General features: G+C 49.5%; 21 protein-coding genes. 13 read left to right on the top strand and 8 right to left on the bottom strand.

What is annotated here, in order from left to right; genetic code table 11:
- Positions 1-29: 29 nt before the first annotated feature.
- From EH243_RS01430 to queE, 3 genes are all read left to right on the top strand, one after another.
- On the top strand, positions 30-572 hold the full coding sequence (locus tag EH243_RS01430) for an adenine phosphoribosyltransferase (RefSeq protein WP_126156846.1): 543 nt from the start codon (positions 30-32) through the stop codon (positions 570-572).
- Between the two features lie 262 nt (positions 573-834).
- Positions 835-1,749, top strand: a complete 915-nt coding sequence (gene rdgC / locus EH243_RS01425) for a recombination-associated protein RdgC (RefSeq protein WP_126156845.1) — start codon at positions 835-837, stop codon at positions 1,747-1,749.
- Between the two features lie 253 nt (positions 1,750-2,002).
- Entirely contained in the window at positions 2,003-2,644 is a 642-nt protein-coding gene (gene queE, locus EH243_RS01420) for a 7-carboxy-7-deazaguanine synthase (RefSeq protein ID WP_206441473.1), read from the top strand.
- On the opposite strand, the gene EH243_RS01415 is transcribed toward queE, so the two are convergent.
- Entirely contained in the window at positions 2,627-3,517 is an 891-nt protein-coding gene (locus EH243_RS01415) for a bile acid:sodium symporter family protein (RefSeq protein ID WP_126156844.1), read from the bottom strand. The two genes, queE and EH243_RS01415, sit on opposite strands and share 18 nt — an antisense overlap.
- 428 nt (positions 3,518-3,945) lie before the next feature.
- Between EH243_RS01415 and EH243_RS01410 the strand changes: the two genes are divergently transcribed.
- Entirely contained in the window at positions 3,946-5,109 is a 1,164-nt protein-coding gene (locus EH243_RS01410; RefSeq protein WP_126156843.1) for a cation diffusion facilitator family transporter, read from the top strand.
- Positions 5,110-5,122: 13 nt separating this feature from the next.
- Positions 5,123-5,725, top strand: a complete 603-nt coding sequence (locus tag EH243_RS01405; RefSeq protein ID WP_126156842.1) for a YigZ family protein — start codon at positions 5,123-5,125, stop codon at positions 5,723-5,725.
- On the opposite strand, the gene EH243_RS01400 is transcribed toward EH243_RS01405, so the two are convergent.
- Positions 5,718-7,376 carry a SulP family inorganic anion transporter gene (locus EH243_RS01400; RefSeq protein ID WP_126156841.1) on the bottom strand — a complete coding sequence of 553 codons (1,659 nt, stop codon included), beginning with the start codon at positions 7,374-7,376 and terminating at the stop codon, positions 5,718-5,720. The genes EH243_RS01405 and EH243_RS01400 overlap by 8 nt on opposite strands.
- Before the next feature lie 326 nt (positions 7,377-7,702).
- Between EH243_RS01400 and EH243_RS01395 the strand changes: the two genes are divergently transcribed.
- Positions 7,703-8,716 carry a GGDEF domain-containing protein gene (locus tag EH243_RS01395; RefSeq protein ID WP_126156840.1) on the top strand — a complete coding sequence of 338 codons (1,014 nt, stop codon included), beginning with the start codon at positions 7,703-7,705 and terminating at the stop codon, positions 8,714-8,716.
- Positions 8,717-8,870: 154 nt separating this feature from the next.
- On the opposite strand, the gene gor is transcribed toward EH243_RS01395, so the two are convergent.
- A complete protein-coding gene (gene gor / locus EH243_RS01390; RefSeq protein ID WP_126156839.1) occupies positions 8,871-10,226 on the bottom strand; it encodes a glutathione-disulfide reductase in 1,356 nt (451 codons plus the stop codon).
- Between the two features lie 233 nt (positions 10,227-10,459).
- Between gor and xthA the strand changes: the two genes are divergently transcribed.
- From xthA to EH243_RS01375, 3 genes are all read left to right on the top strand, one after another.
- Positions 10,460-11,269, top strand: a complete 810-nt coding sequence (xthA, locus tag EH243_RS01385) for an exodeoxyribonuclease III (protein WP_126156838.1) — start codon at positions 10,460-10,462, stop codon at positions 11,267-11,269.
- Positions 11,270-11,322: 53 nt separating this feature from the next.
- Positions 11,323-11,787, top strand: coding sequence for a hypothetical protein (locus tag EH243_RS01380; protein ID WP_126156837.1), 465 nt, complete (start codon positions 11,323-11,325; stop codon positions 11,785-11,787).
- 141 nt (positions 11,788-11,928) lie between these two features.
- Positions 11,929-12,600 (top strand): tRNA (adenine(22)-N(1))-methyltransferase, encoded by a 672-nt coding sequence (locus EH243_RS01375; protein ID WP_126156836.1) that lies wholly within the window; start codon positions 11,929-11,931, stop codon positions 12,598-12,600.
- A 183-nt stretch (positions 12,601-12,783) separates the two neighbouring features.
- On the opposite strand, the gene EH243_RS01370 is transcribed toward EH243_RS01375, so the two are convergent.
- From EH243_RS01370 to EH243_RS01360, 3 genes are all read right to left on the bottom strand, one after another.
- Positions 12,784-13,047, bottom strand: a complete 264-nt coding sequence (locus tag EH243_RS01370; protein WP_126156835.1) for a type II toxin-antitoxin system RelE family toxin — start codon at positions 13,045-13,047, stop codon at positions 12,784-12,786.
- On the bottom strand, positions 13,034-13,267 hold the full coding sequence (locus EH243_RS01365) for a ribbon-helix-helix domain-containing protein (protein ID WP_126156834.1): 234 nt from the start codon (positions 13,265-13,267) through the stop codon (positions 13,034-13,036). The genes EH243_RS01370 and EH243_RS01365 overlap by 14 nt, the downstream gene beginning before the upstream one ends.
- Before the next feature lie 217 nt (positions 13,268-13,484).
- Entirely contained in the window at positions 13,485-14,402 is a 918-nt protein-coding gene (locus EH243_RS01360; protein WP_126156833.1) for a LysR family transcriptional regulator, read from the bottom strand.
- A gap of 267 nt (positions 14,403-14,669) precedes the next feature.
- On the opposite strand from EH243_RS01360, the gene EH243_RS01355 reads away from it, so the two are divergent.
- Positions 14,670-15,371 (top strand): CoA transferase subunit A, encoded by a 702-nt coding sequence (locus EH243_RS01355; RefSeq protein ID WP_126156832.1) that lies wholly within the window; start codon positions 14,670-14,672, stop codon positions 15,369-15,371.
- 65 nt (positions 15,372-15,436) lie between these two features.
- Positions 15,437-16,096, top strand: a complete 660-nt coding sequence (locus tag EH243_RS01350; RefSeq protein ID WP_126156831.1) for a CoA transferase subunit B — start codon at positions 15,437-15,439, stop codon at positions 16,094-16,096.
- Between the two features lie 158 nt (positions 16,097-16,254).
- Here the strand turns inward: EH243_RS01350 and dsbD are convergent, their stop codons facing one another.
- On the bottom strand, positions 16,255-18,129 hold the full coding sequence (gene dsbD / locus EH243_RS01345; protein WP_241234961.1) for a protein-disulfide reductase DsbD: 1,875 nt from the start codon (positions 18,127-18,129) through the stop codon (positions 16,255-16,257).
- A 273-nt stretch (positions 18,130-18,402) separates the two neighbouring features.
- Between dsbD and EH243_RS01340 the strand changes: the two genes are divergently transcribed.
- The gene (locus tag EH243_RS01340; RefSeq protein ID WP_126156830.1) at positions 18,403-19,470 is read left to right on the top strand and encodes a 3-deoxy-7-phosphoheptulonate synthase; all 1,068 of its coding nucleotides are present in this window, start codon (positions 18,403-18,405) and stop codon (positions 19,468-19,470) included.
- A gap of 282 nt (positions 19,471-19,752) precedes the next feature.
- A complete protein-coding gene (locus tag EH243_RS01335; protein WP_126156829.1) occupies positions 19,753-21,981 on the top strand; it encodes an NADP-dependent isocitrate dehydrogenase in 2,229 nt (742 codons plus the stop codon).
- Positions 21,982-22,115: 134 nt separating this feature from the next.
- Here EH243_RS01335 and EH243_RS01330 read toward each other — a convergent pair whose 3' ends face one another.
- A complete protein-coding gene (locus EH243_RS01330; RefSeq protein WP_126156828.1) occupies positions 22,116-23,405 on the bottom strand; it encodes an NAD(P)/FAD-dependent oxidoreductase in 1,290 nt (429 codons plus the stop codon).
- Positions 23,406-23,467 lie beyond the last annotated feature (62 nt).

Below are 23,467 nucleotides of genomic sequence, written 5' to 3'. Positions count from 1 at the left end.
TTTAGCCCTACTGTTTTAAGGTAATCCTGATGAGTTTCGATGAATGTTATATAAAGTCAGTCATGCGTACGATAGCCGACTGGCCAGAACCCGGCGTTATGTTCAGAGATATCACCCCGCTGTTTAAAGACCCCAAAGCCCTCAGAATGATTGCCGATGCGTTTATCCAGCGTTATATCGATACGGAAGTCACCCATATTGCTTCTATCGATGCACGCGGTTTTTTGTTTGGCTCTATCATCGCCTACCAACTCAACCTACCACTGGTGCTGGTGCGCAAAAAAGGCAAGTTACCAGGTAAAACAATTCATCGCGAATACGCCCTAGAATACGGCACCGCCGCCGTCGAAATGCAGATTGATGCCGTCGCTGAAGGCGATAAAGTACTCATCTTTGATGATCTCATTGCCACCGGCGGCACCATCCTCGCCGCCAGTACCATCATTAAAGAACTTGGCGCCGAAGTGTATGAAGCAGCGGCCCTGATTGATCTACCCGATCTACACGGATCTGAACTGATTCAGCAAAGTAATATCCCTGTTTTCACCCTGCTAGCCTATGAAGGGCTCTGATCTGCTCTAGGCAACTAGACTATCAACGCCGCGGTACTCGCCATCTCTTATCGAAGGCCAGCCTTCACGGGCTTGAGTCGAGTACCGTTTCGCAGCAACATCGCTCACGCGATCCTAGCCCAATACTCTGCCATATTTTTGACCCTGCTCCTTATCCATTCAATCGTGGATTGGGCACCGATTATATGCCGATGGGTTCTGTTCGCGTGGATATCGCTTTACAATAGCGTCTCATTTTTATCTGTTACTAAGGGCTCATCTCATGTGGTTCAAAAATGCCATTTTTTACCGTTTCACACAGCCGTTTACCTATACCCCAGAAGCCCTTGAAGAAAAACTCGGCGAGAAAGCCTTCACCCCCTGCGGTAGCCAAGAACTGAGCCGTTTTGGCTGGGTAAGCCCGAGTGGCGACCTTTCCGAAATGCTCGTCCATGCCGGCAATGGCTTTATGCTTATCGCCGCGCAGAAAGAAGATAAAATCATTCCCTCTCAAGTCATTCGTCAGCAACTCGATAACAAGGTTAAGCTGATCGAGGACGAGCAGGCGCGTAAGGTCTATAAAAAAGAGAAGGATCAGCTCAAAGATGAAATTGTGCTCGACCTGCTCCCCCGTGCATTCAGTAAGTATCAAACAACCTGGGCATTAATCGCGCCAGAGCATAACTTATTGATTGTTGATGCCAGCAGCCATAAACGCGCCGAAGAACTGCTTAGCCACCTGCGCAGCCTACTGGGCTCTCTGCCGGTGGTTCTGCCTGATGTGAATCAATCCCCATCGGCGGTAATGTCGACCTGGCTGGAGCAACCACAGGAGCGTTACACCGGTCTAGAACTACTGGACGAATGCGAGCTCAGAGACAGTGCCGTTGAAACCGGTATTATTCGCTGTAAAGGACAGGATCTCGAAAGCGACGAGATTCGCCATCACCTTGAAGCGGGCAAACGGGTGGTTAAGCTGGCCCTAGAGTGGCAAGAAAGCCTGAACTTTATCCTGCAAGATGACCTGTGTATCAAGCGCATTAAGTTATCGGATCAACTGAAAGAAAAAATGGATCAAGACAGCCCTGAAGAGGCTTTTGCCCAGTTTGATGCTGATTTTGTGCAGATGTCTCTGGAACTCACCCGCTTGATTCCGGCCCTGACCGAAGCCTTTGGCGGTGAAGCACAACGCCCTTAAAACAACCCGCTAGATCTCAGCCGGTCGCCGACCGGTTGAGCTCCAATCCAACGAGCAGCCAAAGATCAACTAAAGACCAATCGAAGAACAGCCAAACGCTGCGTATCGCGCTGCACTCACATGCAAGATAAGGTCTCAATCTGGGATAATCTCTTGATCATTTTCTCATCCTTTCTCAAGTTGTTATTTAAACTTCATTAACCACTGTGTAGACTAGCCGCATTCAGCAGATCGGGGCAGTTCAGTGAGCAAAATTTACAGCGTTAAAGAGATGTTTTACACCCTTCAAGGCGAAGGCGCACAGGCCGGTCGGCCGGCGGTATTCTGTCGTTTTAGCGGTTGTAATCTGTGGTCTGGGCGAGAACAGGATCGGCATAAAGCCGTCTGTGATTTTTGTGACACCGATTTTGTCGGAACCGATGGTCAGAATGGTGGTAAGTTTAACTCCGCTGAGGCGCTGGCAAAGGCGGTAAGAAGCTTCTGGCCTGAACTGCCAGACACACAGCAGGGCAAGCCTTACGTTGTCTGTACGGGAGGTGAGCCACTGTTACAGCTAGACACAGCCCTTATCGACGCCCTGCATCAAGAAGACTTTGAGATAGCGGTCGAAACCAATGGCACCTTAGCGGTCCCAGCCTCTATCGACTGGATCTGCGTCAGCCCTAAGGCCGATGCGGAACTCGTGCAGTTAAGCGGCGATGAACTGAAACTGGTATATCCCCAACCCTTAGCCCAGCCTGAGCAGTTTCAGTCACTCGCGTTTAGCCACTTCTATCTCCAGCCGATGGATGGTCCTATGCAGCCGATGAATACGCGGGACACGATTCAATTCTGCCTACAGCACCCCCAGTGGAAGCTAAGCCTGCAAACCCATAAATTATTGGGTATCGACTAACACTGACGGACGTCTGAGTGGCCAGTTACGCCACACCACCAACAGCAGTGCCGGTATCTGCATCAGGATGCCGTACAACAAGACGGCTAACGACATCTCCGGCTGTTGCAGCAACGCCCCGGTAACCATCAAGGCCGTCCCCGCATTCTGGATGCCGGTCTCGATACTCAGCGTGAGCGCCGTGGCGGTACTCAGCCCCAACAGATAGCGGGCCAACACCCCTGCCAAGATCATCGCACTACTCGCCAACAAAATAATCGCAGGGCTTAATACCGGCAACAGTTGCGGTAACACCTGCCGATTCGCCCAGCTAATCATCACCACCACGATCACCATAAACACCAGTGACAGCACTTTTATCGGCCGTTGCAGTTGCGCGCACAGTAGCGGCCAGCGATGATTGATCACCACCCCCAGCGTCACCGGCACCAATGTAACCACCACTAGCTTCATAATGGTGGTCAACACCGGCAACGCCACCAGCACCCCTTCCCCCAGCAGATACTCAAGGGTTAACCAAGTAAGCCAAGGCAGTGAGAACGGAATGATCAAGCTGGTGATCGCCGTTAAGGATATCGACAGCGCCGTATCGGCACGACACAGGTAGCTAATCATATTGGAGGTCGCACCACCCGGCGCAAAAGAGACGATCAATAATCCCGCTGCCAATAACACCGGCAGGTCCATTAACATCACCACCAGCCACGCCAGCAAAGGGAGTAACACCAACTGCAGTAAAAGACCGGCGATAATCGCCACCGGACGAGAACGTAAACGGATAAAATCCCCCAGCGTCAACGTCAGCCCCATACCCAACATAATGACAAACAGTGCTATCGGTAATAACAGCGAAAGTGCATTGCCACCTTCCATCTCTACCTACTCCTTTTTTGATTAGCGAGGGGCCATAATAGGGTCCTCAGACCTTGGGGACAACCGCCAGATTATAGATAACCAAAGGGCTGTCTCAATCTACTCACATTAATTGTGGATAACATTGTGGGTACCCTGCTTTATCCTCTCCTCGACTCCCGAATTCAAGCCGATCCAGACAATATGGTTATTTTTTAACCAGATGTTTTATTGCCTATTTTTCAATGACTTATATTAGATAAAACTCATTCAACCCAGCGGTTACTGATTTTTATCCCAGAAAGGTTTCAATTCCGCGTCATTGCTGTGACGAAAAGAAGTCAACCTTTTTTTGATAAATAAATTTATAAATAATATCTTTCAACTAGCCAATTCAAGCGGTTCCACTTACCATATTGCCCTCGTCAAAAATCGGACTCGTTTTCACCATGCCTGAATCCCGTAGCCACCAGTCACAAGCCCAGCGTATTACCATCATCGGTTCTATTATCGATACCATACTCGGGGTACTAAAAATTGTTTTCGGAATGATGGCACATTCCACTGCATTGATCGCCGATGGTATCCACTCTCTCTCTGATCTGGTCACCGATATTCTGGTGGTCTGGATTATTCGATACTCCCATCAAGAGCCGGATGAAGAACACCCTTGGGGTCATGCTCGCTTCGAGACTATTGGCACCGTTATTCTAGGTTGCGTACTGGTCGCTGTCGCCGGCGCTATGGCTTATGACAGTCTGCTTACCCTGATTCGCAACGAAGTATTACAACTCCCTGAGTGGCCAGCCTTAGTCATTGCCGCTATCTCGGTGGCAGCCAAAGAACTGATCTATCGCTATACCCTCACCGTGGGCAAACGGATCAAATCAGATCTAATTATCGCCAATGCTTGGCATAGCCGCACCGACGCCTTCTCGTCCATCGTGGTATTTTTCGGTGTCGCCGGCGCGATGGCCGGCATTAGCTGGCTCGACTCCGTCGCCGCCATCGGTGTCGCACTGATCATTGCTAAAGTCGGCTGGGATCTCACCTGGAAAAGCATTCTCGAACTGGTCGACACCGCGCTGCCTGAAGAAGAGATCAAAGCCTACACCGATGCCATCATGGGCGTAGAGGGCGTTCTAAGCGTCCACAGCTTTAAAAGTCGTAGCATGGGTAGTCAGAGCCAGTTAGAGATGCACCTTCAGGTAGCCCCTCACCTGAGCGCCTCAGAAGGCCACTTTATCGGCGACAAAGCGGTTTCTCGGTTAATGACACAATTTGACGATATCGGCCACGTTATCTTTCATATCGATACCTATGATGATGAAGAGGGCCACGACCTGTCGATGAGCTTACCCTTCAGAACCGAAATCAGCGGTATTCTCTGGGAGATTCTCGATCAAGCTGGCCACCCAGAACTCAGCATTAACCGCTTGGCGCTGTTTTACCGCCGAGATGCGGTTGAAATTGAACTCATGCTGCTGAACTCTGAAGAAAACCAGTCGATTGACTTGAAGGCACTAGAAACTGAGCTTAATCGTCTCTTTAGTGAACATAGTTGGTTCGGCGGTATCCACCTGTGGCTCGGCAGCCAACCAGCCCGTTTGTAACGGATATTTGCACATGGACTATCGTCGCCCAGCCGCACCTCAGCGATCTGAAATCGAAGTGCGTAAGAGTCGGTTTATCTGTGATATTCAGCCGGTGACTGACCGCGACAGCGCCAGCCAATTTATCGCCTCGGTGCGGGCAAGAGAGCCCAAAGCAAACCATCACTGCTGGAGCTATATCGCCGGCGCCCCCAATGATGCCCATCAATGGAACGCTAGCGATGACGGAGAACCTAAAGGCACCGCTGGGCAGCCGATGCTGAATGTTCTCTGTCACAGCCATATGGGGAATATCTGCGCCGTCGTGACCCGTTACTTTGGGGGTATCAAACTCGGTACCGGCGGTATCGCGCGAGCTTACTCTCAAGCCGTACAGGAAGCCTTACAAACGCTACCCACTGAAACGGTCACCCCAACCCAGCAAATCGTTCTCGTCGCCCCCTACGAACTCACCGGCGACCTTGAACAACTCATTAGCCAGTTTAAATTAAGCGATTGTGAACGCTGCTTTAGCACCGGCATTCAAATCACCGCACAACTGCCCGCCAACCGGCTGGCCGATTTTAAACAGGCGCTAACCCCTTTTCAGCATCTGATCAGTCTGAGTGTCAGCTAAGTTCATCACGAAACACCATGGCATAGGCCATTTCTAGCCCCGCTTCCCGGGTATGGTGACAACAGTTCGGTGGAATGAGATCAAGCACTCTAAAGCGTTGCAAGATATCTTTAACGATAGGGTTCAGGCCGATCATATGCACATCCCTACCTAGGGTCTGCGCCTCCACAATCATATCTTCGATCGCTAATGCCGTTGACACATCGATCAAAGGCACCCGCGTAAAATCCATCAACAGGGCATCATGGGGGCGACGCCCCTGAAGTTTTGCCGCTAGCCCTTTCGACGCGGCATAGCTGACCGGGCCATCAAACTGATACAGAATCACTCGGCCACGGGTTTCAGCTAACAATGCCCGTTCACGCGGTGTTAACTGCTCATCTTTACCGGCATGACTATCGATCACGCGGATGCTGTCCAGTTGATGATCGGCAAGGCCTTTCACCGTTACCACATTGGCAATAAACATCCCGACAAACACCGCGGTCACCAGATTCACCATCACCGTTAATCCCAACACCAGTAACATTAATGCCGCGACAAACAGAGGCGCCCGATGCAACCGAGAGAGGAAGCGCCAATCGATAATATCCAGTCCCACTTTGATCAGGATACCCGCCAATACCGCATGGGGGATATCTTCAGCTAAGGGCGCAGCGCCCAATAAAATAATGATCAGTATCAAGGCGTGAAAACCACCCGACAGCGGTGTTCGCCCTCCCGCTTTGATATTCACAACGGTGCGCATGGTGGCTCCCGCGCCGGGCAAGCCACCAAAAAGCCCCGCCACCATATTACCGATGCCCTGACCGATTAGTTCACGATCAGAATCATGCTGCACCTTGGTCATATTATCCGCCACCAGCGAGGTTAACAGCGAATCGATAGAGCCCAGTACCGCCAACATGAGGGCGGCAAACAACATATCACTGAGAATCGAGAGTGAAAATGTTGGCAGCATCAAGCTAGGCATACCGGTAGGGATATGACCAATCACCGCTAAATCGGTCTCACCATGAAACAGTTGATAGATCAGAGTGCCGACCACTAGTGCGAGCAAGGTTGGCGGGATAACATCACCAATTTTGTTCGGACAAAAAAGCACGATCCCCAACGTCACGCTGCCTAGCAACAGAGCGGCGAGATTAGCGTCTGTAATATAATGGGGAATCTGCTCTAACGCCTCGACGGTATTAGACGAGGATGGATAGCCAAACATCGGCCCGAGTTCTAACAAGATGATAATGATGCCGATACCGGTCATAAATCCGGAAATCACCGGAAACGGCACGAGGGTGACATATTTCCCCAACCTCAGCAGACCAAACAACGTCTGCAACAGCCCCCCCATCATCACAACGGTAAACGCATAGTAAGCGCCATTGACCGGGTCCAACGCCACAAACTGGGTAAATACCGACGCCATCACGACGGTCATCGGCCCCGTTGGGCCAGACACCTGACTCGGGGTGCCACCAAAGAGCGCAGCAAATAAACCGACAAACACCGCACCATACAAGCCCGCGATAGCACCGGCACCCGAGGACACACCAAACGCTAAGGCCAAGGGCAATGCAACCACCGCCGCGGTTAACCCGCCAAAGAGATCACCCTTAATATTATGAAAATGAAGTCCGTAAATCGGTGACATAACAACCCCTGAATACACTGCCAAACGTTATCTATTTAAACATACTGCATAAAAAGAATAGTTGTTTCATCGCGGATTACTCAACCAATGCCTCCCGATTGAGTACTGCGCATCAAAGAAACAACGGCTTAAATCCGTCGTCCCTGAGCCATCAAACAGGCTCAAAAAAAAGATGCCAAAAACCGAGCTAACTTGAACTGCCCGCGAAATTTAAGCAAGATTCGATGAGCACAGATAGATCAAAGTACTACCGACGGATAAAATAGTGTTATTGTTTAGGCCACGTTACATCCTAGGTTTTAGCGAGATAGACAAAATGAGGTTCTATGAAGTTCGCCGATAATTCCCACCAAGCTACAGAATACCTTCGCCAGGTCATTCCTCTCATGGTGAAAAACGTCATTCCGCCTACGCCTCTGAATTACGCCCTTTGGTATGCTTATGTCTCCCAAACACTACCCAAGCTCAATCAACAGATGGATAAAGTGCTGGAGATCTATGGTACCTGTCCAAACCGTGTCAGTGAGCAGCTTTTTAGTGAATTCCTCATTAAGGATGAAACCGAAAACGCCGAAGTAGTTCAACGCGCACTCTTGTCGGTGATGGGTGATCTAGAAAGCTCTGCATCAACGACCGTGCAGGATACCGAAGCCTATAATGAGGTGCTGCAAGAAAGCTTAGCCGCCTTGAAAAAGGGTAACGACGATCAGTCCCTCGAAAGCATTATCCAAAACCTAGCCAGCAACACCGAAACCATCAGCGAAAGCACCCGCCAGTTTCAGACAAAGATCGATCATGCGCAGGCAGAAATTAGCAGCCTAAAACAGGAGTTAGATAAGTCTCGCCGAGACGCCACTATCGACCCCCTAACCGGTCTATTTAACCGTCGCGTCTTCGATATGGAGATCAACCAGCTCGCCGAAAATCCTAACCCCGATGTCACGCTGATCATGGTGGATATCGACTTCTTTAAAAAGTTTAATGATACCTATGGCCATCAAATGGGCGATAAGGTGCTGCAATATGTTGCCAAACTGATCAAAGAGGAATGTACTGAACCATTGGTGCCCGTTCGCTTTGGTGGTGAAGAGTTCTCTATGCTGCTGCCCGGCATGAGTATTGAGGATGCCTGCGCGTTGGCCGAAAAAGTTCGTCACCGTATCGCGGCTATTCGCATCAAACAGAAGAAAAGCGGCGAAGTCATTAGCTCGGTCACCGCCTCTTTCGGCGTGGCGCGACTGGACAGAGAAGAATCACCGGAAGACCTCATCGCCCGCGCGGATGCGGCCCTTTACAAAGCGAAAGAAGCGGGTCGTAATAACGTTCAAATCGCTAGCTGAGCATCTCACCTCTGTGAGATAGACCTAACGCATCGACGTTCACTGCTTTTCTTCACCCTATCTTTCACCTCTATCGTTCAACCCTATTCTCTTTTTTAAGCAAAAAAAATCCCCGGTCTGCAGAGCAGCCGGGGCAATAGTCGATGAAGGTCACTTAACTTACGGGCTCACGCATTGTTACAAACTCTTCGGCAGCGGTGGGGTGTATACCAATAGTGGAATCAAATACCGCTTTAGTAGCACCCGCCTTCAAGGCAATTGCAATGCCTTGAATGATTTCGCCAGCGTCGGGGCCAACCATATGAACCCCAAGCACCTTGTCAGTATCGCGATCAACCAACATCTTCATGAAGGTTTTCTCATCGCTACCGCTAAGGGTATGTTTCATTGCTCTGAACTTAGAAGAATAGACATCGACATTCTCATAGAGTTCACGACTTTTTTCTTCAGACAGGCCAACCGTACCGATATTAGGCTGACAGAAAACCGCCGTAGCAATCAGATCGTAGTCGACCTGTTGCTGCTTACCTTCATAGAGATTACGCACTAATGCCATCCCTTCGGCCAGTGCAACCGGTGTCAGCTGTACACGGTCGATCACATCACCGATCGCATAGACAGAGGGTTCAGCGGTCTGGAACTGATCGTTAACAACGATCGCACCGTTGGATTTTTGCTCTAGGTTAATATTTTCCAACCCGAGATCCATCACATTCGGCACACGGCCAGTCGCGTACATAATGGTGTCGGCTGCCAAGGTAGTGCCATCGGTCAGTGATGCCAACAATGAACCATCGGCCTGCTTCTCAATCTTCTCAATATTATTATTGAAACGCAGTGATACATTTTTCTTCGCGACTTCTTCAGCGGTAAACTCACGCACTTCCTGATCAAAACCACGCAGGAACATATCGCCCCGATAGATCAGTGATGTTTCAGCGCCTAAACCAGCAAAAATACCGGCAAACTCAACGGCAATATAACCACCGCCGACCACAATCGCCCGCTTTGGAAACTCATCGAGGTAGAACACTTCGTTGGAGCTAATCACATACTCGCTACCTGGGAACTCAGGTACAAAGGGCCAGCCACCGGTGGCGATCAAAATGCGTTCGGCGGTATATTCTTTACCCGCAACCTCAACACTGTTCGGCCCAGTGATTTTAGCGCGACCATCCAGCAGATTAACGCCGGAATTCACCAGCATATTGCGGTAAATACCGTTTAAACGTTCGATCTCTTTGGTTTTGTTGTCTCGCAGGGTTGGCCAATCAAAGGTTGCTTTACCTACGGTCCAACCAAATCCAGCCGCGTTTTCGAAATCTTCTGTAAAGTGAGAGCCATACACGAACAGCTTCTTAGGCACACAGCCCACGTTGACACAGGTGCCACCTAAGTAACGATCTTCAGCCATACCGACGCGAACACCCTTCGCCGCCGCCATACGTCCAGCCCGCACACCGCCGGAGCCAGCCCCAATTACAAACAGATCAAAATCAAATTCTGCCACAGAAATCCCCTTAACACTGATAACAATTAACTAAACAGACAGAGCGACAAAACCAGGCGCTGCCGGATAACACAATATGGGCCCTAATCTACCTGCTGTGGGGCCATGATGCCAATAAAGATCAACAAAATTGGTAATAGGGTTTTTCAATCGCCCACGATTGCACTTTTTTTACCTGAAGGTTAACGTAGGCGCCATCTAGCACCTCTTATCGATTTTCTTTTGGATGTAGCATGAAACTGATCTCATTTAACACCAATGGCCTGCGCGCCCGCCCACATCAAATTAAAGCCCTGATCGACAAACATCAGCCCGACGTCATCGGCATTCAAGAAACCAAAGTACATGATGACGAGTTCCCCCAAGAGATGATTACCTCACTGGGCTATCATGTGGAGTTTCACGGCCAAAAGGGCCATTACGGTGTCTGTCTGATCTCCAAACTGCCACCGGTCAGCATCGAGAAAGGCTTCCCCGGCGATGATAGCGACGCCCAGAAACGGATGATCATCGGTGAATACGATATCGACGGTACTCGGGTCAAGGTGCTAAACGGTTATTTCCCTCAGGGTGAAAACATTGCCCATGAAACCAAATACCCCGCAAAGCGCAAATACTATAACGATCTACAAGACTATCTTGAACAGCACTGCGATCCCGAACAGCCTTTGGTGGTGATGGGCGACCTGAATATCTCCCCGCAAGAGATCGATATCGGCATCGGTGAAGTTAACCGTAAACGCTGGCTCAAATCAGGTAAAACCAGCTTCCAACCGGAAGAACGTGAATGGTTAGCTCGTTTACTCGGCTGGGGTCTCAAAGACACCTTCCGTAAAATCCATCCCGATACCGACAACCTGTTTAGCTGGTTTGATTACCGCAGCAAGGGGTTTGATGACGAACCTAAACGCGGCCTGCGTATCGATGCGGTACTGGCAACCGACTCACTCTATCAGCGCTGTACCGACGCCAATATCGATTACGATATCCGCGGCATGGAAAAACCTTCCGATCACGCGCCGATTTGGGCTGAGTTTAGCTAAGTAAAATGAGACCTTGGCCATTAAATTTAATTCCCCATAGATAAGGAGATCGAATGAACGCACTTTCAAAAATATTATTAATATCTGCCACAGTAATTGGAATCTCTGCTTGTTCAGCCCCTGGTCCTGGTCCAATGCTAACAATGAGCGGACCTGTGCACACTCCAGTGTTTGAACCTATTGCACTCGATGTTGTGAAAGATGGATCTGAAAAAGTATACTTCAAAGAATTTACAGTGATGTATGATCGTAAAGAAGCTCAACTTTCGGGGGTCTTTTTTATAACTGATAATGGTGCGTATATGGTCAAGTGGGATAGCAGAAGCTACCAATACAACCTCCAATATAAGATACACCGCGATAATATTTTATCGATCTCTGATGATAAGGTAATAAGAAGCTTTTGGCCTGATTCAAATTTATTAGTGATCAAAGATAAGCAGGGACATGAAGTTGGTTTTTCACTCAAAGGGAAAGAAGCAGCAAGAACTTTTCTGCACGAAATTAGTGACAAATAAATACAGAAATAAATAATTACTAAATAATGATAGAGCCTCGACTGCGTACACAGTACGGGGCTATTTTTTTACCTAATGTAGCGTGCTCTACACAGCAGAAAGACATTACAATACACATTTTCACCTAACTCTGGCCCTTTCTTGAAACTCAGTAAACGATTAACCCAGATTGAACGGATGGTAACACCCGGCTACAGCCATATCTGGGATTGCTGTTGTGACCATGGCCATCTCGGTGCTGCCCTACTCTCACACAGCGGCGCTCAGATCCATTTTGTGGATATCGTCCCCGCACTGATCACTGAATTAGAAAACCGACTGCAACAGCATTACCCCGATCTCGCTGATAACTGGACTACCCACTGCCTTGATGTCGCGGCATTGCCATTAGAACAGCACAGCAGCAGGCAACTGATCATTATTGCGGGGGTAGGTGGTGATCTTATTAAGCAGTTTGTTAGCGCCATTCAACAAACACATGCAGGCTTGAGCCTCGATTTTCTACTCTGCCCCGTGCACCATCAATTTGCCCTGCGTCAGACGTTGATCGAACTCAATTTCAGCTTGAAAGATGAAGCTTTGATCGAAGAGAACCATCGCTTTTACGAAATCATACTGGTGTCAGCTGACAGCAATGCCGGTAGACCTATCAGTCCAGTGGGTGACAGACTATGGCAGGCCCATTCAGAGGAGCAACAAGGCATCATTCAGCGCTATTTACAGACAACGCTAAATCACTACCAACGGATGCAACAGGGCAGCACCGTGGATGTGAGCCACATTATCGAGGCTTATCGTTCGGTCATTGATTAAACTCTTGATTAGACCCTTGATTGGGCGCCATAGAGAGAGCAAGGATGCATGAATTAGGTTATCGCTTCATACGCTTATCGGCACGAGGGCGTGCCTCGCTACACCAGTGCTTGCGGACATCTGTTCCAAGCGAACAAGCAGCAATGGGTTTTGCCTTTTTAATCGCCCTTGTTGTCATGCGGGTTAACTCCGTTGATATACATCCGAACGATGGCCGACCTTTATAACCAGTACCACAAGCTCTTTATCTCTGATTTCATAAATGATTCTGTAAAGCCCTTGGCGAATACGATATAGATCTTGACCACTTAACTTGATCGCACCTTCTCTTCTAGGGTTTGTAGCTAATGAGTCGATTCTTGCCAATATTTTTTTAATATCAGCTTTAGGAAGTGCCTTGAAGTCCTTAGTGACAGACTTCTTGAAAGTGATTTTATATTTTTCCATCGGCTTCCAAACTGTTTAACAGTTCTTCGTAAGATATTTCAGGCTCATTCGCTCGCTGTCTCACGGCGGTGAGGTCCTCTTGATCTTCGCGCATCAGCAGCCGTACAGCTTCATCGATAAGCTCAGAGACTGACGTGTTAGAAGACGCCGCTTTGAGTTTTAAAGCGTTATGGATTGAAGGCTCGAAATAAACAGTCGAACGTTTGGATAAAGTACTCATAAATCACCTTTGGTTAGATAGCGTTATAACATTGTAGCATCATAACGTTATGATGACGTAGTTTCGCACAATCAAGGGCAGATGGCAGAAACCAAAGCAATCTCTTAATCAGCCCCATGGATGACACTATGGAGGCTACGTCCCTGCCATAAACCTGCCTAAATTTTAATAGTCGCATGCCGTTAAATCAAAGCGTTAGGTCATATCACCACTCCAATCAAGTCAACCTCACTTCTTGGGCAAGCTCCTCCGCCGATGCCTGAATAATATCAACCAAGCTGCGTGCGGCGGTTGAAAGTGGATAGCGTTTGCGGGTGACGATGCCCACTGGGCGGGACATCACCGGCGTATGGAGTTCACGACAGACGGCGCCCTGCTCCCGCATCTGCTGAATACAGAGTGACGGCACTGCACTCACCCCTAAACCGGTGACCACCATGCGCCCGATGGTGGCCAACTGATGGGTTTCAAACTCCGGCGACATCTGCATCCCTAACTGGCGCAACTTGGCTTCGATCAATAAACGGATACTGGAGGGCCGCTGCAAGGCGATAAAGTCATTATTCAGCAGTGCCTGCCACGAGACTTTGTCATGCTCAGCCAAGGTGTGTTGTGCAGGAACAACCGCCACGAAACGATCATCAAACAGGGGCATAAAAGAGAGATCTTCAGAACGGCCAGGGTCAAAGGTAATGCCTACCTCCACTTGGCCATTGCGTACCGTATCCACCACGTCTTCGGCGATCACATCATTCACGGTGACACTAACACCGGGATAGAGGGTGCGATACTCACTGATCAGCCCCGGTAACAAGCTACTGGCAAACGATGGCATAGCCGCTAACACCACTCGGCCTCGATTGAGGGCAAACCGCTGGCTAAGATCTTCTAGGGCCAGATCACAGTCCTGCAATATTTTACGGGCGACCGGATAGAACTCCTCCCCTTCCGGCGTGAGCGCAATCGCCCGAGTGGTGCGGCTAAAGAGCGCACCTCCAACCTCCTCTTCGAGGTTTTTAATGGCGATGCTCAACGCCGGTTGCGACAGATGCACCTGTATACAGGCTTCGGTAAAGCTCTGGGTGCGGGCAACCGCCACAAAGGCTTTCAACTGTTTAAGGGTAATATTGGCCATATCTCACCGCGTTTATGTACTCTATTCTCTCGATAAAGGGTAATTTACAGTCTATTTATAAAGAAATCTTATAAATAGTTTAAATTATTAAATTTGCTAAATAATAGCCAGTATATGAGACTTAACCCACCGATCCACTCGATTGACCTTTTTAGGCCAGCCGATATGGGTCAGAATGGTTGCATCAGGTACCCGGAGTTCTGGCAACAGAATTGTCCCAGCCGGGTACCTGCCTATAACAACAACAGCTAATGCGGAGTTGCACACATGTCGGGTTTCAACAAGGTAGTAAATAGCTACGAAGAAGCGATGGCAGGCCTGGAAGACGGCATGACCGTTATCGCAGGCGGCTTCGGCCTTTGCGGTATCCCTGAAAATCTGATCAAGCAGATCAGAACGATGGGCACCAAAGACCTCACGATTGTATCTAACAACTGCGGTATCGATGACTTCGGTCTGGGTATTCTGCTGGTTGATCGTCAAATCAAAAAAATGATCTCCTCTTACGTTGGCGAAAACGCACTGTTTGAAAAACAGCTGCTGGCAGGCGAGCTTGAGGTTGAACTGACACCCCAAGGCACCTTGGCCGAGAAGATGCGCGCTGGCGGCGCTGGTATCCCTGCGTTCTACACCGCAACAGGCTACGGCACACCAGTAGGTGATGGTAAAGAAGTACGCGCATTTAACGGCCGTCACTACATTATGGAAGAATCCATTACCGGTGACTTCGCCATTGTTAAAGGTTGGAAAGCCGACACTTACGGTAACGTGGTTTACCGCGACACCGCTCAGAACTTTAATCCGATGGCCGCGACAGCAGGCAAAATCACCGTGGTTGAAGTGGAAGAGATCGTCGAACCCGGCGAGTTGAACCCTAGCGAGATTCACACCCCCGGCATCTACGTCAATCGGGTGATTAAAGGCACCTTCGAGAAGCGTATTGAGCAACGTACCGTACGTCAGGGCTAAACAATAATAATGTATTCCAAATAGCTGTCGCGTTATAACGGCTATTAGGGAGAAGAGGAAAAACAATGGCACTCTCTCGTGAACAGATGGCTCAGCGTGTAGCACGCGAGCTTCAGGATGGTTTTTACGTAAACCTGGGCATCGGTATCCCTACACTCGTTGCAAACTATGTCCCTGCGGGGATTGAAGTAATGCTGCAATCCGAAAATGGCTTGCTGGGTATGGGTCCCTTCCCAACCGAAGATGAAATTGATGCGGATATGATTAACGCCGGTAAGCAGACGGTTACCGCTGCTACAGGTGCATCGATTTTCTCCTCAGCGGAATCCTTTGCCATGATTCGTGGCGGACACGTTGATCTCACCGTGTTGGGCGCATTTGAAGTGGATGTGAACGGCAATATCGCCTCGTGGATGATTCCCGGCAAGCTGATTAAAGGCATGGGCGGTGCAATGGATCTCGTGGCCGGTGCGGATAATATTATCGTCACCATGACCCACGCATCTAAGCATGGCGAATCGAAACTATTGACCGAATGCTCATTGCCACTGACTGGCCGTGGTTGCATTAAGAAAGTCTTGACCGACCTCGCCTACCTCGAAATTGAAGATGGTGCTTTCCATCTGAAAGAGCGGGCACCAGGTGTGTCGGTCGAAGAGATTATCGAGAAGACCGAAGGTAAATTGATTGTGCCGGACAACGTGCCGGAAATGACCTTCGCTTAAAGGACAGCGTTAGGTTGTTAAGCCTAACAAATGGTCCCAACAAAAAAGGCTGATGCTTACGCATCAGCCTTTTTTTATGTCGCTTATTTCGCTTTTTGCTTCGCGATTGATAGCGCCTTATGCACAAAGAACCTCACTAACAATCTCACTAACCACTGTTAACGCAGTCGAGCGATATGGTTGATAAATACCTCTGGCTCGATCACCCCGATAAGGGTCATATTCGCCTGCAATGTGCCCGCACGATCATAGAAGATCAACGCAGGCGGGCCTATCACACTATAATCACGGCTTAACTCTTTTGCGTCATCATCATTAGCGGTGACATCCACTTTGATGCGTGAGAAGCCGCTCAGCCCCTGCTGTACACCTGCATCCGAAAAGGTAAACAGATCCAGCTCGACACAGGCCACACACCAATCGGCATAGAAGTCGAGCAGCACCGGCTTATTTTGCGCTTTGGCTTCCGCTAACAACTGATCCAGTTGGCTCTTGTTGGTCACCTTCACAAAGTGCATCTCCGTCGACGCTTGAGCAGACCCTGCCACGGCAATATGTTTCAGCGGTTGTAACAAGCTGGTGCCGCCGGTCATACCGCCCACAAAGAGCAAGGTGCCATATAACAGCAACACCACGCCGATACCTTTCCAGAACACACGCCAGCCTCGAGCCTCATCCTGTAATCGATCCAAGGCTTTCATATACACCGCCGCCACCAGCAAGATAACCGCATACAGCAGCAGCGCGATACTATCGTCGATCACTCGATCCAGCATCCACACCGCCAGCAACAGCAACATCACTCCAAAGCCAGCTTTAACGCTCTCCATCCACACGCCTGCCTTAGGCAACAACTTACCCGCCGATGCGCCGACAATCAGTAAGGGCACGCCCATCCCCATGCTCAGGCTGAACAGCGCGGCGCCACCGAGTAACGGATCGCCGGTCTGGCCGATATAGATCAACGCCCCCGCCAACGGTGCCGCCATACAGGGACCAACAATCAAGGCGGATAACAGGCCCATGATCGCAACCCCCATCACAGAACCACCTTTTTGACTGTTACTGAGGTTGTTTAAACGGCTTTGTAGGGCATTGGGCAGTTGCAGCTCGTAGAAACCAAACATCGACAGCGACAGCAGCACAAAGACAAAACTAAACAAGCCGATAATCCAGGCATTCTGGAAGGCTGCCTGAAGGTTTTCACCGAACAGCCCAGCAATCACTCCAGCGATGGTATAGGTGACCGCCACCGCCAACACATACACCAGCGATAGCATAAAGCCGTGCATCGCCGTGGTGCGGTGGCCCTGCCCGGCAATAATACTCGACAGAATAGGAATCATAGGAAAGACACAGGGGGTCAGCGCTAAGGCGAGCCCGGCGACAAAAAAGGCCCCCAAGGTTAACAACAGACTACTGCCGGAGATCATAGCGGCAAAACGATCCTGCTCGCTCTGCGCTAAGGGCGCATAGGTCGCCGGTGCTGTACTAACCTGCGCTGTATCAGTCGCTGGCGTCACCGCTGCGGTGCTCACTGGCAGCTGCTTTAGGTCAACGGTGGTAGTTACCGGTGGGTAGCAAATGCCCCCATCCCAACAGCCCTGATAGGTAATGGAAATTTTGCTATCGACCGGTTGGCCGGTGGTGCTGGTGAGATCCAGATTCACTAACGCTTGGTTGTGATACACCCAAACTTGGCCAAATAAAGGATCATCTTTTTGGACCGCATCAGAATAGCTACGATTAAGCTCGGCCACTTCGGTGCCATAGCTCAGTTCTATTTTGTCGCGGTAAAGGTAGTAGCCATCTTGAATGGTCCAGATCAGTTTGACCTGCCCGTCGACCTGTTCACTGTCGAGCAGATACACCTGCTCTACCGGCAGTGGGCCTTTTTGCGATGCAAAGGGGTTGGCGTTATCGAATAAACCCGCCTGAACCGGCGCACTCAACTGAAGCAGAAACAACATTAGCGCGGCGACCATGCTGGCGCCTAATCGTGGCAAGACGAAGGATTGAAATACTACAGGCACAGTAACCTCTTAATGTGTAAGTCGGATCGAACAGATAGTGGACAGCATGATAACGGAGGAGTTCGCTCAACGCCGCGTGAAATAGCGAAAAACTTGCCGAAATATAGCCAGAATTCTTCGCCAGATCAAAACTCTCTCTATTTATTCGAATTGTATCATCCGATAGCGACCACCAGCACTTAAACCTTTCCCCTGAATATGTTACAACGTACCTCCTTTACGAACGCGCTAACGGGTGTACAGAGTAAAGGCTGTGCACTTTAGGAAATTGAGATGTCTGATAACCGAGTCGAAAACCTCAATATTGAGAGTAATAATGTACTGATCACGCCTGATCAGCTTAAAGCAAAATTAGCCCTATCAGAATCTGCGGCCACTTCCGTGATGGAAAGTCGCCAAACGATTAAGAACATTCTGAAAGGTGAAGATAAGCGGCTATTTATCGTGGTAGGCCCTTGCTCTATTCACGATACCAAAGCGGCTATCGAATATGGTCAGAAGCTAAAGCAGCTTGCTGAGCAGGTACAGGACACTCTCTATCTGGTTATGCGCGTCTATTTTGAGAAACCTCGTACCACCGTCGGCTGGAAAGGCCTGATTAACGATCCCCGTATGGATGACTCTTTTCAAATTGAAGAGGGTTTACATATTGGCCGTGAACTCCTGTTACAACTAGCTGAAGCTGGCCTGCCATTGGCAACCGAAGCACTTGATCCGATCTCACCACAGTATATCCAAGATCTGATTGCTTGGTCGGCTATTGGTGCGCGCACCACCGAATCTCAAACACACCGCGAGATGTCCAGCGGGCTTTCCGGTGCCGTGGGCCTTAAAAATGGTACCGATGGCGGTCTCACCGTGGCAATCAACGCACTCGAGTCGGTCGCCCATCCCCATAGTTTTCTCGGTATTAATGAACAGGGGCAAGTCTCCATCGTTCGTACTCGGGGTAACAAATATGGCCATGTTGTCTTACGTGGCGGTAATGGCGAGCCTAATTATGATTCTGTGCATGTGGCCCTCTGCGAACAGGCATTAGAGAAAGCCGGTCTGAAGCAAAACATTATGATCGACTGCAGCCATGCTAACTCCAACAAAGATCCAGCACTGCAACCGCTGGTGGTCGAAAACGCCACCAATCAGATTATTGAAGGCAATAAATCGATCGTTGGTCTGATGGTTGAATCGAATCTTGGCTGGGGCAACCAGAAAATGACCGCGAATCCAGCGGACCTACAATACGGCGTATCCATTACCGATGCCTGTATCGATTGGGAAACCACCGAAAAAACGCTGTTGGACATGCACAACAAACTGAAAGATGTTTTGCCTAATCGCTAATTAACATCACGAAAAGAACAAGGGATCTACGGATCCCTTTTTTTATGCTCGCGTTGAAAAACAGTCATTAATTCTTCTCTCAACGGTAATAAAACTACATTCATACTATCTTTTAGTCGATATCTTCCCCCTGAATCGTGCTAACTACTTCAGTATTAGTAATTTTTTGACGTATAATGCGCCCGCGGAATAATTAATTACGGGCTTACGCAAAGATGTAACGAATAGCCATAAGCTGTTCTGTTAAGCCTCTGGCTACCAGCCAAATGACAAGGGGATACAATGACTACCACGAATCACACTATTTACTGGACCCTGACCGACGAAGCACCCTCACTGGCAACCTGTTCTTTGTTACCAATTGTAAGAACATTTACCAAAGCGGCCGGCATCGACGTTAAAATTAGCGACATATCTCTAGCAAGCCGTATTCTCTCGGCATTCCCCGAAAAGCTGACCGAAGAACAAAAAGCTGAAGATGGATTGAAATTCTTGGGGGCATTAACTCAAGACCCACACGCTAACATCATCAAGCTACCCAATATCTCTGCTTCAATCCCTCAACTGAAAGCCTGCATCGCAGAACTTCAAGCACAGGGCTGTGATATCCCTACCTACCCTGAAGCGCCTGAAACCGAAGAAGATAAAGCCATTCAGGCTCGTTACTCTAAAATCCTCGGTTCTGCAGTAAACCCTGTTCTACGTGAAGGTAACTCTGACCGTCGTGCGCCAAGCGCTGTTAAAGCCTTTGTCCGTAAATTCCCACACTCTATGGGCAAGTGGAGCAAAGCTTCACGCACCCATGCGGATTACATGCGTGAAGGTGACTTCTTCCATAGCGAACAGTCAATCACGATGGATCAAGCCGGCGATGTCCGTCTTGAGTTCGTTGATCAGGCCGGTAATGTTGAAGTTAAGAAAGAACTGAGCCTAGAAAAGGGCGAGATTCTCGACAGCATGCTCATGAGCTGTAAAGCCCTGCGCGCGTTCTTTGAAGAAACGATGCAAGACGCTAAAGAGACCGGTGTGATGTGGTCTCTGCACGTTAAAGCCACCATGATGAAGGTGTCTCACCCGATCGTCTTCGGTCACGCGGTTACCGTATTCTACAAAGAGCTGTTTGATAAATACGGCGATCTGTTTGAAGAACTGGGCGTTAACCCTAACAACGGTATCAGCAGCGTCTACGACAAAATCGCAACACTGCCTACCTCTAAGCGTGAAGAGATCGAAGAAGCGATCCATGAGTGCTTAGAGCACCGCCCTGAAATGGCGATGGTTGATTCTGTTAAAGGTATCACCAACCTGCACGTCCCTTCTGACGTTATCGTTGATGCGTCTATGCCAGCCATGATCCGTAATGGCGGCAAAATGTGGGGCCCTGATGGCAAGCCAAAAGATACTAAAGCCGTGATGCCTGAAAGCACCTACGCCCGTATCTATCAGGAAATGATCAACTTCTGTAAAACCAACGGCGCATTCGATCCAACCACTATGGGTACTGTCCCTAACGTTGGTTTGATGGCACGTAAAGCAGAAGAGTACGGTTCTCACGACAAAACGTTCGAAATGATGGCAGACGGCATTATGCGTGTTGTTGCTGCTGACGGCACTGTGTTGATGCAACACGATGTTGAGAAAGGTGATATCTGGCGTGCTTGCCAAACCAAAGACGACGCTGTGCGTGACTGGGTTAAACTGGCCGTTACCCGTGCCCGTCAATCTGGTATGCCGACTGTCTTCTGGTTGGATTACAAACGTGCCCACGATGCTGAGTTGATCAAGAAAGTTAACCTGTACTTGAAAGACCACGATACCGACGGTCTTGATATTACAATCAAAACTTACAACCAAGCGATTCGTTACAGTATGGACCGCATGATCCGTGGTAACGACACTATCTCTGTTACCGGTAACGTTTTACGTGATTACCTGACCGATCTGTTCCCTATTATGGAACTGGGTACGTCCGCTAAAATGCTGTCCATCGTACCGATGCTGAAAGGCGGCGGTATGTATGAAACCGGTGCTGGTGGTTCTGCGCCTAAGCACGTACAACAGGTTGAAGAAGAAAACCATCTGCGTTGGGACTCTCTTGGTGAATTCCTTGCTCTGGCTGTCTCTCTGGAAGAGATGGGCATCAAAGAAGGTAACAAGCGTGCCGACATCCTAGCGAAAACACTGGATTCAGCCACTGGCAAACTGCTGGAGAACAACAAGTCTCCTTCACGTAAAACCGGTGAACTGGACAACCGTGGCAGCCACTTCTATCTCGGTATGTACTGGGCGCAAGCCGTTGCCGCTCAGACTGAAGATCCAGAGCTGGCCGCTATGTTCGCACCACTGGCGAAAACACTGACTGACAACGAAGCTCAGATCGTTGCCGAGCTGAGTGCTGTTCAGGGTACACCTGCTAATTTGGGTGGTTACTACCACGCTAACCGCGAAGAAGTTAAGAAAGTCATGCGCCCAAGTAAAACGCTGAACGCTGCGTTGGCTGCTCTGTCTTAATCGACTCGCGCCTAAACCGTTATCCGTTGACTCTTAACGGATAACGCTTAAGCACTAAAAAACCCGGACCAGTCTAACTGATCCGGGTTTTTTATTATCCTGCCAACCGCGGCATTAACGACCCATCACTAATCTTAGTGAAGCTTCATTTTAGGCTTAACGGTACCGCCAATCTTCTGCGCAAAATAGATAGCCGAGGCCTTCAACCAGCCATGTATCGCCACCTGATGCATACGGTAAAGTGAGATATACACCAACCGCGCGATACGCCCTTCAACAAACATAGAACCATTCGTGAGGTTGCCCATCAAGCTCCCCACGGTGCTATAGCGACTCAGGTTCACCAGTGAGCCATGATCTTTATACAGGTAGTTCTGTAACGGCTTACCCTGCGCCTCAAGAAGAATATTCTTATACACCAATGACGCCATCTGATGAGCCGACTGCGCGCGTGGTGGCACCCAGCTGCCATCTGGCTGCTCACAGGCACAGCAATCACCGATAACATAAACCGCATCATCGACGCTGCTTTGTAAACTAGGTTTCACCACGATCTGACCATTGCGGTTGGTCTCAAATAGATCGATGGTTTTAATAAAGTCCGGCGCTTTCACACCTGCAGCCCATACCTGAAGGTCCGCCGCAATCAATTGGCCATCGCCGGTGATAAAACCTTCCTCTGTGGCTTCGGTGACTCTGACATTTTCATGAATGGTAATACCTAAACCACTCAGCTCTTTTTTAGCGGCCAGTGCAATCCGTTGAGGTAACGCTGGCAGGATGCGCGGCCCCGCTTCGATCAACTCGACCTTCAAGCGTTTCGCGGACATCTCCGGCATACCATAAAACTTAAAGAGATCGGCCACATGATTTAACTCTGCCGCCAACTCAACACCGGTCGCGCCACCGCCCACAATGGCTAGCCGCAGTTCGGTATCCGCCGCGCTTTGATTGATCCGCATAAACTGGTTTAACAGCGCCCGATGAAAGCGTTCCGCTTGCTGATGGGAATCGAGAAAGTAACTATGTTGAGCGACGCCTGGGGTACCGAAATCATTACTCACGCTGCCTACGGCCATGACCAGCGTATCGAAGGTAAGCTCCCTTTCCGGCAAGACCTCCTTACCCTCATCATCCTTTAGGGATTCTAAGCGGATACTTTTCGCCACCCGATCGAGCCCGATCATGGTGCCCAACTGAAACTCATAATGATGTGCCGCACAATGGGCACGATAGACCACGCCGTCACTACTCATATCTAATGAGCCGGTCGCGACCTCGTGTAACAAGGGTTTCCAAATATGACTGCGATTACGGTCGACTAAAACAATTCTGGCGCGTTTCTTTTTACCCAACTTATGACCCAGTTGGGTGGCTAACTCGAGACCGCCCGCCCCGCCTCCTACTACTATGATAGTTTTCATCTTTTATCCTCAAAAAAGTCAGGTTAGCACTGGATTTCCAGCGCTAATCTCACTCATCTGCA

Source organism: Amphritea opalescens, from assembly GCF_003957515.1.
In the GTDB taxonomy this organism is placed as follows: Bacteria; Pseudomonadota; Gammaproteobacteria; order Pseudomonadales; family Balneatricaceae; genus Amphritea; species Amphritea opalescens.
This window is presented reverse-complemented; position numbering and strand designations above follow the sequence as displayed.